This window comes from Lysobacter luteus (assembly GCF_907164845.1).
In the GTDB taxonomy this organism is placed as follows: Bacteria; Pseudomonadota; Gammaproteobacteria; order Xanthomonadales; family Xanthomonadaceae; genus Novilysobacter; species Novilysobacter luteus.
Window position 1 is genome coordinate 456,773 of sequence record NZ_OU015430.1, and the last position, 13,288, is coordinate 470,060.

13 protein-coding genes are annotated in these 13,288 nt (G+C 68.1%); 11 read left to right on the top strand and 2 right to left on the bottom strand.

Features of this window, described 5'->3' with window-relative positions; translation table 11 throughout:
* The first annotated feature begins 53 nt into the window (after positions 1-53).
* The 10 genes from lpdA to KOD61_RS02155 all read left to right on the top strand — a co-directional run bounded on the left by lpdA (position 54) and on the right by KOD61_RS02155 (position 9,400).
* Positions 54-1,943 (top strand): dihydrolipoyl dehydrogenase, encoded by a 1,890-nt coding sequence (gene lpdA / locus KOD61_RS02110; protein WP_215219432.1) that lies wholly within the window; start codon positions 54-56, stop codon positions 1,941-1,943.
* Between the two features lie 317 nt (positions 1,944-2,260).
* Positions 2,261-2,617: a hypothetical protein gene (locus tag KOD61_RS02115; protein WP_215219433.1), complete on the top strand. Its 357-nt coding sequence runs from the start codon at positions 2,261-2,263 to the stop codon at positions 2,615-2,617.
* Between the two features lie 10 nt (positions 2,618-2,627).
* Positions 2,628-3,452, top strand: coding sequence for a F0F1 ATP synthase subunit A (atpB, locus tag KOD61_RS02120; RefSeq protein ID WP_215219434.1), 825 nt, complete (start codon positions 2,628-2,630; stop codon positions 3,450-3,452).
* A gap of 79 nt (positions 3,453-3,531) precedes the next feature.
* Positions 3,532-3,798: a F0F1 ATP synthase subunit C gene (atpE, locus tag KOD61_RS02125; protein ID WP_215219435.1), complete on the top strand. Its 267-nt coding sequence runs from the start codon at positions 3,532-3,534 to the stop codon at positions 3,796-3,798.
* Positions 3,799-3,889: 91 nt separating this feature from the next.
* Positions 3,890-4,360 (top strand): F0F1 ATP synthase subunit B, encoded by a 471-nt coding sequence (locus tag KOD61_RS02130; protein WP_215219436.1) that lies wholly within the window; start codon positions 3,890-3,892, stop codon positions 4,358-4,360.
* A 41-nt stretch (positions 4,361-4,401) separates the two neighbouring features.
* On the top strand, positions 4,402-4,929 hold the full coding sequence (locus KOD61_RS02135) for a F0F1 ATP synthase subunit delta (protein WP_215219437.1): 528 nt from the start codon (positions 4,402-4,404) through the stop codon (positions 4,927-4,929).
* A 73-nt stretch (positions 4,930-5,002) separates the two neighbouring features.
* Complete coding sequence (gene atpA / locus KOD61_RS02140) at positions 5,003-6,553, top strand: F0F1 ATP synthase subunit alpha (RefSeq protein WP_215220245.1); 1,551 nt, start codon at positions 5,003-5,005, stop codon at positions 6,551-6,553.
* A gap of 13 nt (positions 6,554-6,566) precedes the next feature.
* Positions 6,567-7,430, top strand: coding sequence for a F0F1 ATP synthase subunit gamma (atpG, locus tag KOD61_RS02145; protein WP_215219438.1), 864 nt, complete (start codon positions 6,567-6,569; stop codon positions 7,428-7,430).
* A 63-nt stretch (positions 7,431-7,493) separates the two neighbouring features.
* Positions 7,494-8,903, top strand: coding sequence for a F0F1 ATP synthase subunit beta (atpD, locus tag KOD61_RS02150; protein ID WP_215219439.1), 1,410 nt, complete (start codon positions 7,494-7,496; stop codon positions 8,901-8,903).
* Between the two features lie 71 nt (positions 8,904-8,974).
* The gene (locus KOD61_RS02155) at positions 8,975-9,400 is read left to right on the top strand and encodes a F0F1 ATP synthase subunit epsilon (RefSeq protein ID WP_215219440.1); all 426 of its coding nucleotides are present in this window, start codon (positions 8,975-8,977) and stop codon (positions 9,398-9,400) included.
* Positions 9,401-9,460: 60 nt separating this feature from the next.
* On the opposite strand, the gene KOD61_RS02160 is transcribed toward KOD61_RS02155, so the two are convergent.
* Both KOD61_RS02160 and KOD61_RS02165 read right to left on the bottom strand, forming a co-directional pair.
* On the bottom strand, positions 9,461-9,844 hold the full coding sequence (locus KOD61_RS02160; RefSeq protein ID WP_215219441.1) for a GtrA family protein: 384 nt from the start codon (positions 9,842-9,844) through the stop codon (positions 9,461-9,463).
* Entirely contained in the window at positions 9,841-11,856 is a 2,016-nt protein-coding gene (locus KOD61_RS02165) for a hypothetical protein (RefSeq protein WP_215219442.1), read from the bottom strand. Before KOD61_RS02165 ends, KOD61_RS02160 begins: the two co-directional genes overlap by 4 nt.
* 64 nt (positions 11,857-11,920) lie before the next feature.
* Here KOD61_RS02165 and glmU point away from each other — a divergent pair, with 64 nt between their 5' ends.
* Positions 11,921-13,285, top strand: coding sequence for a bifunctional UDP-N-acetylglucosamine diphosphorylase/glucosamine-1-phosphate N-acetyltransferase GlmU (gene glmU, locus KOD61_RS02170; RefSeq protein WP_215219443.1), 1,365 nt, complete (start codon positions 11,921-11,923; stop codon positions 13,283-13,285).
* The last annotated feature ends 3 nt before the right edge of the window (positions 13,286-13,288 follow it).

The window sequence follows — 13,288 nt, forward strand, 5'->3', positions numbered from 1 at the left end:
GGCGCGCGCCGGCAGTGCCGGCCGCAATCCACGACGAACAACAAGGAACAGACATGGCCAACACCATCGAGATCAAGGTTCCCGACATCGGCGACTTCGACGCGGTTCCGGTGATCGAGCTGCTGGTCGCGGTCGGCGACACCGTCGCGGTCGACCAGGGTCTGGTGACGCTGGAATCCGACAAGGCCACGATGGAGGTGCCCTCCAGCGCCGCCGGCGTGGTGCGCGAGCTGAAGGTCAAGGTCGGCGACGAAGTCGCCGAGGGCGCGGTCATCGCGATCCTCGAAGCGGAGGGTGAGGGCGAAGGCGAGGGCGGCGGGGCGGCTGAAGCCAAATCGTCAGCCAAGCAGGGCTCGGACGGCGGGAAATCGACGTCCGGGCCCGCCGATGCCAAGGCGCCGACCGCCGCGAAGGCCGAGCCGGCCGCACAGGCAGCCGGGGCCGGCAGCGCGCCTGCACCTGCCGCGGGTGCGCTGCCCCGCAAACCGGCCGCCAATGCGCCGGATGCTGCAGCGGCGTCGGGGCGAACGCCCGATGTTGAATGCGCGATGCTCGTGCTTGGAGCCGGCCCGGGCGGCTACACCGCCGCGTTCCGCGCCGCCGACCTCGGCCTGGACACGGTGCTGGTGGAACGATACGAAAGCCTCGGCGGCGTCTGCCTCAACGTGGGCTGCATCCCCTCCAAGGCCCTGCTGCACGCCGCGGCGGTGATCGACGAAGCCGCGCACGCCAGCGACTTCGGCATCGACTTCGGCGCGCCGAAGATCGCGCTCGACGCGTTGCGCGCCTACAAGGACAAGGTCGTCGGCCAGTTGACCAAGGGCCTGGCCGGCATGGCCAAGCAGCGCAAGGTGCGCGTGGTAACCGGCACCGGCAGGTTCATTTCCGCCAACGAGGTCGAAGTCGAACACGACGGCAAGACCCAGCTGCTGCGCTTCGAGCAGTGCATCATCGCCGCCGGCTCGCAGGCGGTGAAGCTGCCGTTCTTCCCGTGGGATGACGAGCGGGTCATGGATTCCACCGACGCGCTCGAGCTGGCTGAAGTGCCGAAGAAGCTGCTCGTGGTCGGCGGCGGCATCATTGGCCTGGAGATGGCGACGGTCTACCGTGCGCTCGGCAGCGAGGTCACGGTGGTCGAGTTCATGGACCAGCTGATGCCCGGCGCTGACCGCGACCTGGTCAAGCCGCTTGCCGATCGCCTGCGCAAACAGGGCGTGGCCGTGCACCTGGAGACCAAGGTGGTCGAGGCGAAGGCGCAGAAGAACGGCATCGCCTGCACGTTCGAAGGCGCCAGCGAGCCGGAGACCAAGCGTTTCGACCGCGTGCTGGTCGCGGTGGGCCGCGCACCCAACGGCGGCAAGCTCGATGCGGAAAAAGCCGGCGTGGCGGTCACCGACCGCGGCTTCATCCCGGTGGACCGGCAGATGCGCACCAGCGCGCCGCACATCTTCGCCATCGGCGACCTGGTGGGTCAGCCGATGCTCGCGCACAAGGCCACCCACGAGGGCAAGCTCGCCGCGGAAGTGGCTGCGGGCGAGAAGAAGGAATGGGTCGCGCGGGTGATCCCGTCGGTCGCCTATACCGACCCCGAGATCGCCTGGGTCGGCGTCACCGAGACCGAGGCTAAGGAGAAGGGCCTGAAGGTCGGCGTCGGCCGGTTCCCGTGGGCAGCCTCCGGCCGCGCGATCGGCATCGGTCGCACCGAGGGCTTCACCAAGCTGCTGTTCGACGAGGCCACCCAACGCATCATCGGCGGCGGCATCGTCGGCGTGCACGCCGGCGACCTGGTCGCGGAAATCGCACTCGCCATCGAGATGGGCTGCGAGGTCGCCGACATCGGCCACACCATCCACCCGCACCCAACACTGAGCGAGTCGGTGGCGATGGCGGCGGAGGTGTTCGACGGCACCATCACCGACCTGTACATCCCGAAGAAGAAATAGTGCGGGGCCACCCCGCTCGGCGCGCGGGCCCTGGAAAAGTGAAGCCCCGGCGGATCAGGCCGGGGCTTCTTTGTTCCCACCGCTGCTGTTTGCCTTGACGAGGAGAGAGACGCGGCGGGACGTACAGCTTCATTGACCGACCCCCGCGGGGAAGGTTCCCCGTCTCCCTGTCCCGTTCAGCTCCCGCTCCGGGGTTCGCCCGCCCCCGAGCCACCGCGGCGGTTGCCCGCAGCGCCCGTCCTGCCTATAATTCCGCGGCTCCATCGGGCGCTTGTCGCCCAGCCCTCCGGACCGACGAACCCCGCGTGCACGATCCCATGTCCGCAGGCCGCCGGCTGGCGTTGCGCGCGACTGTCTTCCAGGCGGGTGCGACGGCGCTGGTCGCGCTGACCTTCCTTCCCCACGGCTTGCCTTCGGCGCTTGGGGCGCTGGTCGGCGGTGGCGCGCTGGTGGCGGGGAGTGCGATCGCCGCCCTGGTGGCGCTCGGTGGCGGGGTTGGACCCGCAGGCGCGGCAATCACGCGACTGCTGGCGGGAGTGGTGTTGAAGTGGGTGGTGGTGCTTGTGGTGTTCGTCCTCGGCCTGGCCGGGTTCGGGTTGCCCCCGCTGCCGATGCTGGCCGGCTTGCTGGCTGCGACGCTGGCCTTCGTGCTGGCCCAGATTCTGAAACGATAAGGTGTCTTTCGTGAGTGAACAGACCGGTTCGGGCGGCCTGAACGAATACATCCAGCACCATCTCGGCCACAACACCGTCGAGGTGCTGGGCGGGCAGTTCAACCTCGATTCGTGGTTGGTCGGCCTGGCGCTGGGGTTGGTGTTCATCCTGTGGTTCGGACTCGCCGCGCGTCGCGCGACGCCGGGCGTCCCGAGCAAGGGACAGGCCTTTGTCGAGATCATCGTCGAGTTCGTCGACGGCCAGGTCAAGGACACCTTCCACGGCGACCGCCGCTCGGTGACCCCGCTGGCGCTGACGATCTTCGTCTGGATCGTGTTCATGAACACGATGGACCTGGTCCCGCTGGACGCGGTCGGCTGGGGCATCCACACCGTCGCCGGTGAGGAGGCCGCCGCCCACACCTACTGGCGCCTGGTCCCGACCGCCGACCTCAACACCACCTTCGGCATCTCCGCCTCGGTGTTCCTGATCCTGATCGGCCACGCCTGGTCGGCCAAGGGTGGCTTCGGCTTCGGCAAGGAGCTGCTGAGCTCCCCGTTCCACGCCAGCGGCTTCATGGCCATCGTGCTGGCGCCGGTCAACCTGCTGATGAACATCATCGAGTGGCTGGTCAAGCCGATCTCGCTGGCGATGCGACTGTTCGGCAACATGTACGGCGGCGAGCTCGTTTTCATGCTGATCGCCGGCATGTTCGCCAGCTGGATCACCTTCGTGCCGGGCATCATCGCCAACGCGGCGTGGGCGATCTTCCATATCCTGATCATCCTGCTGCAGGCCTTCATCTTCATGATCCTCACGGTCGTCTACATCGCCGGCGCCCGCGAGAGTCACTAGTCCTGACGCAACACCGGTTTCCAGTTCCAACCTTCGTTCCATCCACTTCAAGCAACAGCCTTTACCCAGGAGAAGCACCATGGAGTTCATCGCCAACGTTCAGGGTCTGACCGCCATCGCGATCGGCATCATCATCGGCCTCGGCGCGCTCGGCGCCTGCCTCGGCATCGCGATCATGGGTGCCAAGTTCCTTGAGTCGGCCGCCCGCCAGCCTGAGCTGGTCCCGATGCTGCAGGGCCGCATGTTCCTGCTCGCCGGCCTGATCGACGCGGCGTTCATCATCGGCCTGGCCGTCGCCCTGTTCTTCGGCTTCGCCAACCCGCTGATCAGCGCCCTGCAGGGCTGATGATCCGCGCGGCGACCCGTGCCCCGGCACGGGTCGTGCCCCCGGGCCGGCCCTCCAGGCCGGTCCATGCCAGTAACGTCGAGGACCCGTCATGAATCCCAACATGACTTTCTTCGGTCAGATGATCTCCTTCGCGATCCTTGTCTGGTTCACGATGAAGTTCATCTGGCCGCCGCTGAATGCGGCCATCGAAGAGCGCCAGAAGAAAATCGCCGAGGGCCTGGCGGCTGCCGAGCGCAGCCAGAAGGACCTCGCCCAGGCGCAGCAGAGCGCCGACGCCGCGCTGCGCGAGGCACGGGTCAAGGCCAACGAGATCATCGAGCAGGCGCACCAGCGCGCCAATCAGATCGTCGACCAGGCCAAGACCGATGCCGCGGTGGAAGCCACCCGCCAGAAGGCGATGGCCGACGCCGAGATCGTCGCGGCGCAGAACCGTGCCCGCGAGGACCTGCGCAAGCAGGTGTCGGTGCTGGCCGTCAGCGGTGCCGAGAAGCTGCTCCGCCGCGAGATCGACGCCAACGCCCACAAGGCGCTGCTCGACGAACTCGCCGCGCAGCTCTGACCGCGCACTGACCCGATGCCCACAGCGATGAGCCCCAAGCAATGAGCCAGTCCCTGACCCTCGCCCGACCGTATGCGCGCGCCGCGTTCGCGGCCTCGCGCAACGACGGCCGTGCCGCGTCGTGGTCGCAGGCGCTCGCGTTCGCCGCGCAGGTCGCGGCCGACCCGCACGTGCAGGCGCTGCTGTCGCACCCGCAGCTCTCCAACGACGACGCGGTCGCCCTGCTCGCCACCGACGGTGCCGACGAGGAGCTGAAGCGCTTCATCGGCCTGCTCGCCGACAACCACCGCCTGGTGCTGTTGCCGGAGATCGCGGGCCTGTTCGAGCAGCTGCGGGCCGAGGCCGAGCAGATCGTCAAGGCGCGCGTCACCGCCGCAAGCGAACTGCCGGCGGCCGAGCTCGAGTCGATCCGCGCCGGCCTCAAGCGTCGCTTCGGCCGCGAGGTCGAGATCGAGACGGCGGTTGATCCGTCGCTGATCGGCGGCGCGGTGATCGATGCGGGCGACGTGGTGATCGATGGTTCGCTCAAGGGCAAGCTCGAGCGGCTCCAGGGCGCACTGGCCCACTGACAAGGCAACACGTGGGCGGACGATGTCCGCCGAACGCGAAGGCGGGTCCGACCCGCCCAACCAGGAAAAGAAGATGGCAACCACCCAGCTCAACCCGTCCGAAATCAGCGAACTGATCAAGACCCGCATCGAGAAGGTCAAGCTGTCCGCGGAGTCGCGCAACGAAGGCTCGGTCACTTCCGTGTCCGACGGTATCGTGCGCATCCACGGCCTCGCCGACGTCATGCAGGGCGAGATGATCGAGCTGCCGAACAACACGTTCGCGCTCGCGCTCAACCTGGAGCGCGACTCGGTCGGCGCCGTGGTCCTGGGTGACTACGAGCACCTGGTCGAGGGCGACGTCGCCAAGACCACCGGCCGCATCCTCGAAGTGCCGGTCGGCCCCGAGCTGCTGGGCCGCGTGGTCAACGCGCTGGGCGAGCCGATCGACGGCAAGGGTCCGATCGACGCCAAGCTGTCGGCGCCGGTGGAGCGCGTTGCCCCGGGCGTGATCTGGCGCAAGTCGGTCGACCAGCCGGTTCAGACCGGCTACAAGTCGGTCGACGCGATGATTCCGATCGGTCGCGGCCAGCGTGAGCTGATCATCGGCGACCGCCAGACCGGCAAGACCGCGATGGCCATCGACGCGGTGATCAACCAGAAGGGCACCGGCATCAAGTGCGTGTACGTCGCGATCGGCCAGAAGGCCTCGACCGTCGCGAACATCGTGCGCAAGCTCGAGCAGAACGGCGCGTTGGACCACACCATCGTGGTCGCCGCAACCGCCTCCGAGTCGGCCGCGATGCAGTACATCAGCGCCTACTCGGGCTGCACCATGGGCGAGTACTTCATGGACCGCGGCCAGGACGCGCTGATCGTGTACGACGACCTGTCCAAGCAGGCCGTGGCCTACCGCCAGATCTCGCTGCTGCTCAAACGCCCGCCGGGCCGCGAAGCCTACCCGGGTGACGTGTTCTACCTGCACAGCCGCCTGCTCGAGCGCGCCGCGCGCGTGTCCGAGGAGTACGTCGAGAAGTTCACCAACGGCGAGGTCAAGGGCCAGACCGGTTCGCTCACCGCGCTGCCGCTGATCGAGACCCAGGCCGGCGACGTCTCCGCGTTCGTGCCGACCAACGTGATCTCGATCACCGATGGCCAGATCTTCCTCGAGACCGACCTGTTCAACGCCGGCATCCGCCCGGCCGTGAACGCCGGCATCTCGGTGTCGCGCGTGGGTGGCGCGGCCCAGACCAAGATCATCAAGAAGCTGTCGGGCGGCATCCGCATCGCGCTCGCCCAGTACCGTGAGCTGGCTGCGTTCGCGCAGTTCGCCTCGGACCTGGACGAAGCGACCCGCAAGCAGCTCGAGCGCGGCCAGCGCGTCACCGAGCTGATGAAGCAGAAGCAGTACGCGCCGATGTCGATCGCGATGCAGGCGCTGTCGATCTACGCCGTCAACGAGGGTTACCTCGACGACGTCGCGGTCAACAAGATCATGGCCTTCGAGGAAGGCCTGCACGCCCACTTCGCCAACACCCAGGGCGAGCTGGTGAGCAAGATCAACAGCACGGGCAACTGGAACGACGAGATCGAGGCCCAGTTCAAGAAGGGCATCGAAGAGTTCAAGCAGACCGGCACCTGGTAAGGCGGGCACGACGATGGCAGGCGGACGCGAAATCAAAACCAAGATCAAGAGCGTGCAGAACACCCGCAAGGTGACGCGCGCGCTCGAGATGGTCTCGGCCTCGAAGATCCGCAAGGCGCAGGATCGGATGAAGACCTCGCGTCCGTATGCGCGGGTGATGAAGCAGGTGATCGGCCACCTGGCCCAGGCCAACTCCGATTACCAGCACCCGTACATGGTCGAGCGCAAGGATCCCAAGCGGGTCGGCTACCTGATCGTGTCGTCCGACCGCGGGTTGGCCGGCGGCCTCAACAACAACCTGTTCCGCAAGCTGCTGGGCGAGATCCGGCAGTGGAACGAGCAGGGCGTCGAGGTCGACGTCGTTACCATCGGCCAGAAGGCCTCGGTGTTCTTCCGCCGGATCAAGGTCAACATGCTCGGCTCGGTCAGCCACCTGGGCGATGCACCTCACCTGGAGCAGCTGGTTGGCGTGGTCAAGGTGATGCTGGACGGGTACAGCAACGGCGGCATCGACCGCGTGTTCCTGGCCTACAACGGCTTCGTCAACACGATGACGCAGAAGGCCACCTTCGACCAGTTGCTGCCGCTGCCGGCACCGGAAGCGCAGATCGCCAGGCACGACTGGGATTACATCTACGAGCCCGACGCCGAAGGCGTGCTGGACCACGTGCTGACCCGCTACGTCGAGTCGCTGGTGTACCAGGCGGTGCTCGAGAACGTCGCCTCCGAGCATGCCGCGCGCATGGTCGCGATGAAGGCCGCGTCCGACAACGCCAACAAGCTGATCGACACCCTGCAGCTGGTCTACAACAAGGCCCGGCAGGCGGCGATCACCCAGGAAATCTCGGAAATCGTCGGCGGCGCCGCGGCGGTCTAACCCCATCATTGCGGACGCGCCGTGCGGGCCGCAGAGCAGCAATTAGAGCTACGAGGAAACATCATGAGCCAGGGCAAGATCGTTCAGATCATCGGTGCCGTCGTCGACGTGGAGTTCCCGCGCGAGTCCGTGCCGCACGTGTATGACGCGCTGAAGGTCGAGAACACCGCCATCACGCTGGAAGTGCAGCAGCAGCTGGGCGACGGCGTGGTCCGCGCGATCGCGCTGGGTTCCACCGACGGCCTCAAGCGCAACCTGCTGGCGACCAACACCGGCCGCGGCATCTCGGTGCCGGTCGGCAAGGGCACGCTGGGCCGCATCATGGACGTGCTTGGCCGCCCGATTGACGAGGCCGGCCCGGTGGACGCGCAGGACCAGTGGGAAATCCACCGCGACGCGCCGAGCTACGAAGAGCAGGCCGCGACCAACGAGCTGCTCGAGACCGGCATCAAGGTCATCGACCTGATGTGCCCGTTCGCCAAGGGCGGCAAGGTCGGCCTGTTCGGCGGCGCCGGTGTCGGCAAGACCGTCAACATGATGGAGCTGATCAACAACATCGCCAAGGCGCACGAAGGCCTGTCGGTGTTCGCCGGCGTCGGTGAGCGCACCCGCGAGGGCAATGACTTCTACCACGAGATGAAGGACTCCAACGTCCTCGACAAGGTGGCGATGGTCTACGGCCAGATGAACGAGCCGCCGGGCAACCGCCTGCGCGTCGCGCTTACCGGCCTGACCATGGCCGAGTACTTCCGTGACGAGAAGGACGCATCGGGCAAGGGCCGCGACGTGCTGTTCTTCGTCGACAACATCTACCGCTACACCCTGGCCGGTACCGAGGTGTCCGCGCTGCTTGGCCGCATGCCGTCGGCGGTGGGCTACCAGCCGACCCTGGCCGAGGAAATGGGCGTGCTGCAGGAGCGCATCACCTCGACCAAGACCGGCTCGATCACCTCGATCCAGGCCGTGTACGTGCCCGCAGACGACCTGACCGACCCGTCGCCGGCGACCACCTTCGCCCACCTCGACGCCACCGTCGTGCTGTCGCGAAACATCGCCTCGCTGGGTATCTACCCGGCGGTCGACCCGCTCGATTCGACCTCGCGCCAGCTCGACCCGAACGTGATCGGCAACGAGCACTACGACGTCGCCCGCAAGGTCCAGTCGACCCTGCAGAAGTACAAGGAACTGAAGGACATCATCGCGATCCTCGGCATGGACGAGCTGAGCGAAGAGGACAAGCAGGCCGTGTCGCGCGCGCGCAAGATCGAGCGCTTCTTCAGCCAGCCCTTCCACGTCGCCGAAGTGTTCACCGGTTCGCCGGGCAAGTACGTGCCGCTGAAGGACACGATCCGCGGCTTCAAGGGCATCGTGGAAGGCGAGTACGACCACCTGCCTGAGCAGGCGTTCTACATGGTCGGTTCGATCGAGGAAGCGGTCGAGAAGGGCAAGAAGATCACCGGCGAAGCCGCCTGATCACCCGCCGGCGCCGCGCCACCGCGTGACGCCGGCAGCGGTCTTCCCCTACGAGTAAAGCGAGACACCAGATGGCATCCACGTTCCGTTGCGACATCGTCAGTGCCGAGGAAGAGATCTTCCACGGCGAGGCCGTACTGCTGGTCGCCACCGGCGAGCTCGGCGAGCTCGGCATCGCGCCCAAGCATGCGCCGCTGATCACCCGCCTGAAGCCGGGCAAGGTCGTGGTGACCCTGCCCAACGGCGAGCAGCTGGACTTCGCGGTGTCCGGCGGCATCCTCGAGGTGCAGCCGCAGGTCGTGACCGTGCTGGCCGACACCGCGATCCGCGCCCAGGACATCGACGAAGCGGCCGTGCGTGCCGCCAAGGAAGAAGCCGAACGCGTGCTCGCGCGTCGCGCCGAGCCGATGGAGATCGCCGAAGCCCAGGCCAAGATGGCCGAGGTCATGGCACAGCTGTCGGCACTCGAGCGCCTGCGCAAGAACGTCAAGCACTGACCCCCGTTTTTCCGGGGTACCGCAAACGCCGGCTTCGTGCCGGCGTTTTGCTTTTTGCGGTCAGCGCCGGTAGATCCAGTGCCGGGACACCAGGAAGCCGAACCCCCCGAGCAGCACCTCGATGGCGGGCTTCGCCAGCCACGACCACTTCAGCCCGGCCACGTCGTCGATGACGCCCATCGACCAGGTGCTGATTGCGGTGGTCAGCAGCCACAGGAGGATGAAGCGCAGGAACTGGCGGCGGCCCACGGCGGTATCGTCGCCGGCGAAGGTGAAGCGGCCGTTCAACCAGAACCCCAGCAGCGCCCCACTGACGCGGCCGGCGATGTTTGCCGGTTCAACCGGCAGGCCGTTGTGGCTGAGCAACACCATCACGCCCCAGTCGACCAGGTACTGCAGCGCGCCGACCAGCACGAAGGTGCGGCCTTGCCGGGTCAGGCTCATTCCGATCCGCTCCTTGCCGGGACGTGCCACCACTCCAGCGGGGCGGCGCTGGCCCTGGGCGCCGCGCCTGCCCGTTGCAGGCCGGCGTGCCGTGCCGGCGACGTCGTGGCGGGGTCAAGCACGACTTCCGATATGCGGTGGCGTCGCAGCAACGCCTGCCACTCCGCGCCCGACGGGTCCTGGTCCGCGCGCGCGGCATCGGCCTGCAGCACGGGCGCGTACCAGTCGACGGTGCGTCCGCGCCCGGCGAGCTCGGCGTGGAACGGGTTGCTCAACAGCAGGACCACGGCATCGGGGGGCGCCTGTTCGCGGATGCGCGCGATCAACACGCGCTCGGGCGCGCGTTCCTCGAACAGGGCGGTGTCGTTACCCAGGCCAAGCAGGCTGCGCTTGACCCCGCCGGTGTGCAGCAGCCACTGGGCATTGGCCTGGAAGGCTAGGTCGAGCACGCACAGGCCGACCAGCAGCGCGGCCGCCCGGCGGGGGACGAGCCACGCCTGCACCGCCAAAGCGGCGGCCGGCAGGAGCAACACCATGCCCGGGTGGACGTAGCGGGCGTACTGCAGCGGCAACAATGGCAGCACGACCGCCAACCCGGCGCAGATCGCCAGCCCGCGCCCGCGGCGTTCCAACAGGCCCGCCAGCCACGCACCGGCCAGCGCGATCAGCACGAAGCCCGCGCCGCCGTCCCAGCCTTCCAGGTAGCGGTCCGTGTCGAAGGTCAGTTGCCACGGCAGCAACGGCGACAACCCGGCCTGCCAGCGGGGATCATCGAAATCCACCGCGGGGAAATAGCCGGACTCGAACCAGCCATTGAACAGCGGCAGCACCGGGTTGCCGCTGACCCACCATGCCTGCGCGTAGCTGGGCAACGCGACCACGAGCATCGAAAGCAGCGCGAGTGCCCAGCCGCCCGGTCCGGCGCCGCGACCGATTCCGCGCGCCACGCCCCATGCCAGCAACGGCGCGGCCGCAATGCCATGAAGCGGCTTCAACGCGACCAGCAGTCCGAACAGCAATGACGCGACCAGCAGTCGTCTCTTGACGGTGGGGTCCAGCACCACGACCGCGAGCGCCACCATTGCGGCGGTGGCAGGGCCTTCCGTCTGCATCCCGCCGAGCAGGCCAGCGGTCATCGGCAACGTGGCGAACAGCGCCAGCGTGGCCCAGCGTGCCCAAGGCTGCAGCCCGACCAGGGCGCCTACCTGCCACAGTCCGGCGGCGGTCGCCAGCAGCCAGCCCAGGTTGACCGCGCTGCGCGCCTCGGCGCCGGACACCACCTGCGCGACCGCCTGCAGGACATCGCCGGCCCATGGCGCCAATGCCCAGACCTGATGGGTCGGGTCCAACGCGTACCGTCCGTTGACCAGCAACTGCCACGGCAGGCCGAGGTGATAGGCCAGGTCGTCGTACTGCATCGTTGGCAGCCACGCGGCGGCAGACCCCAGGCCGAGCGCCACGACGGCCCAGCCCGCGGCGCGCGGACTGGCCGCAACCGCATCCCGCCAGGCGGCGGCGCACTGCGCGGCCTGCAGCCGCAGCGCGCCCCGGCCCAGATAGACGACCAGCAACAGGGCGGGCAGGTAGACCCACCACCGGTGGACCGGCAAAGAGATCAACCACCCGAGTACCGCCGATAGCACCGCCAGCCCGCTCGACACGGCCAGCACCGGATGGCCGGTCCCCGCCAGCCGACTGCCAAACGCCATCGCGGCGACGAACAGGAGCACGCCGGCCAGAGCCGGGACCGGTCCGGTCAGGGCGACGAAGACCAACAGCCAGACCGCGGCCAGCGCATAGGCCCACGGCCATTGCCGCCATGCGCGCAGCGGCCAGGCCACCAGCGCCACGAGTCCGGCCAGCAACAGGCTCTCGCCAAAGCGCCCCCACGGCAGCACCTGCCATGACCGGTGCGCGACCAGGCCAAGGAGACAGGCCAGCGGGCCACTCCAGATCAGGCCTTCGAGGAGGATGTGGCGACGCGTGGCGTGGGTCGGTGACAGGGTCGGCACCGCGGCATCCTAGCAGGCGTCAACGTTAGAATTGGCCGCTGAAGCCGATCGCGCCGGAGTTCCGATGCCCGCCCCACTGCACGTCGTCATCCTCGCCGCTGGCGAAGGCAAGCGGATGAAATCCGCGCTCCCCAAGGTGCTGCAGAAGATCGCGGGGCAGCCGATGCTCGGCCACGTCATCGCGACGGCGCGCGCGTTGCGGCCGGCGGGGATCCACGTGGTCTACGGCCACCATGGCGAGCGCGTCCGCGATGCCTTTGCAGACCAGCCCGACCTGCACTGGAGCGAGCAGGCCCAGCGGCTCGGCACCGGCCACGCGTTGCAGCAGGCCATGCCGGACGTGCCACAGGACGCCCGCATCCTGGTGCTCTACGGCGACGTGCCATTGATCACCGCCGATACGTTGCAGCGGCTGCTTGACGCGCCGGGACGGATCGCCGTGCTCGTCGCCGACCTCGAGGACCCCACCGGGTACGGCCGTATCGTCAGGGACGCACAGGGCAACGTCGGCCGCATCGTCGAGCACAAGGACGCCGACGAGGAACAGCGCGAGATCAGCACGGTCAACACCGGCATCCTGGTCGCCGACGGCGAACCGCTGCGGCGTTGGCTGTCGCATCTGGACAGCGACAACGCGCAGGGCGAGTACTACCTCACCGACGTGTTCGCCGCCGCCGCGGCGGAGTTCAGCGCGGCCGAGATGGTGCATGTCGAGGACCCGGTCGAAGTCGAGGGCGCAAACGACGCGTGGCAGCTGGCGCAGCTGGAGCGGGCGTTCCAGCGCCGCGCCGCACACGCCCTGTGCGTCACCGGGGCGCGGCTGGCGGACCCGGCCCGGATCGACGTGCGCGGCGAGGTGACGGTCGGCAGCGATGTGGAAATCGATGTCGACGTGGTGTTCGAGGGACGGGTGGAACTCGCCGACGGGGTGCGGATCGGCCCGTTCTGCCGGTTACGCAATGTCAGGCTGGGCCCGGGGACCGAGGTGCGGGCGCACTGCGACCTGGATGGCGCGGTGGTCGAGGGCGCCGCGACGATCGGCCCGTTCGCACGGCTCCGGCCCGGCACGGTGCTCGCCGATGGCGTGCACATCGGCAACTTCGTCGAGACCAAGAACGCCAAGGTCGGCGTGACCAGCAAGATCAACCACCTCAGCTATGTCGGCGACGCGCTGATCGGGGTCGGCGTCAACGTCGGTGCGGGCACGATCACCTGCAACTACGACGGCGTGAACAAGTCGACCACGCGCATCGAGGACGGCGCCTTCATCGGCTCCAACAGCTCGCTGGTGGCGCCAGTGACGATCGGTAAGGAAGCGACCATCGCCGCCGGTTCGGTGGTGACCCGTGAAGCGCCCGCCGGCCGGCTGACAGTGGCGCGCTCGCGGCAGGCCGTGGTCGAGGGCTGGCAGCGGCCAAAGAAGAAGTAGGCC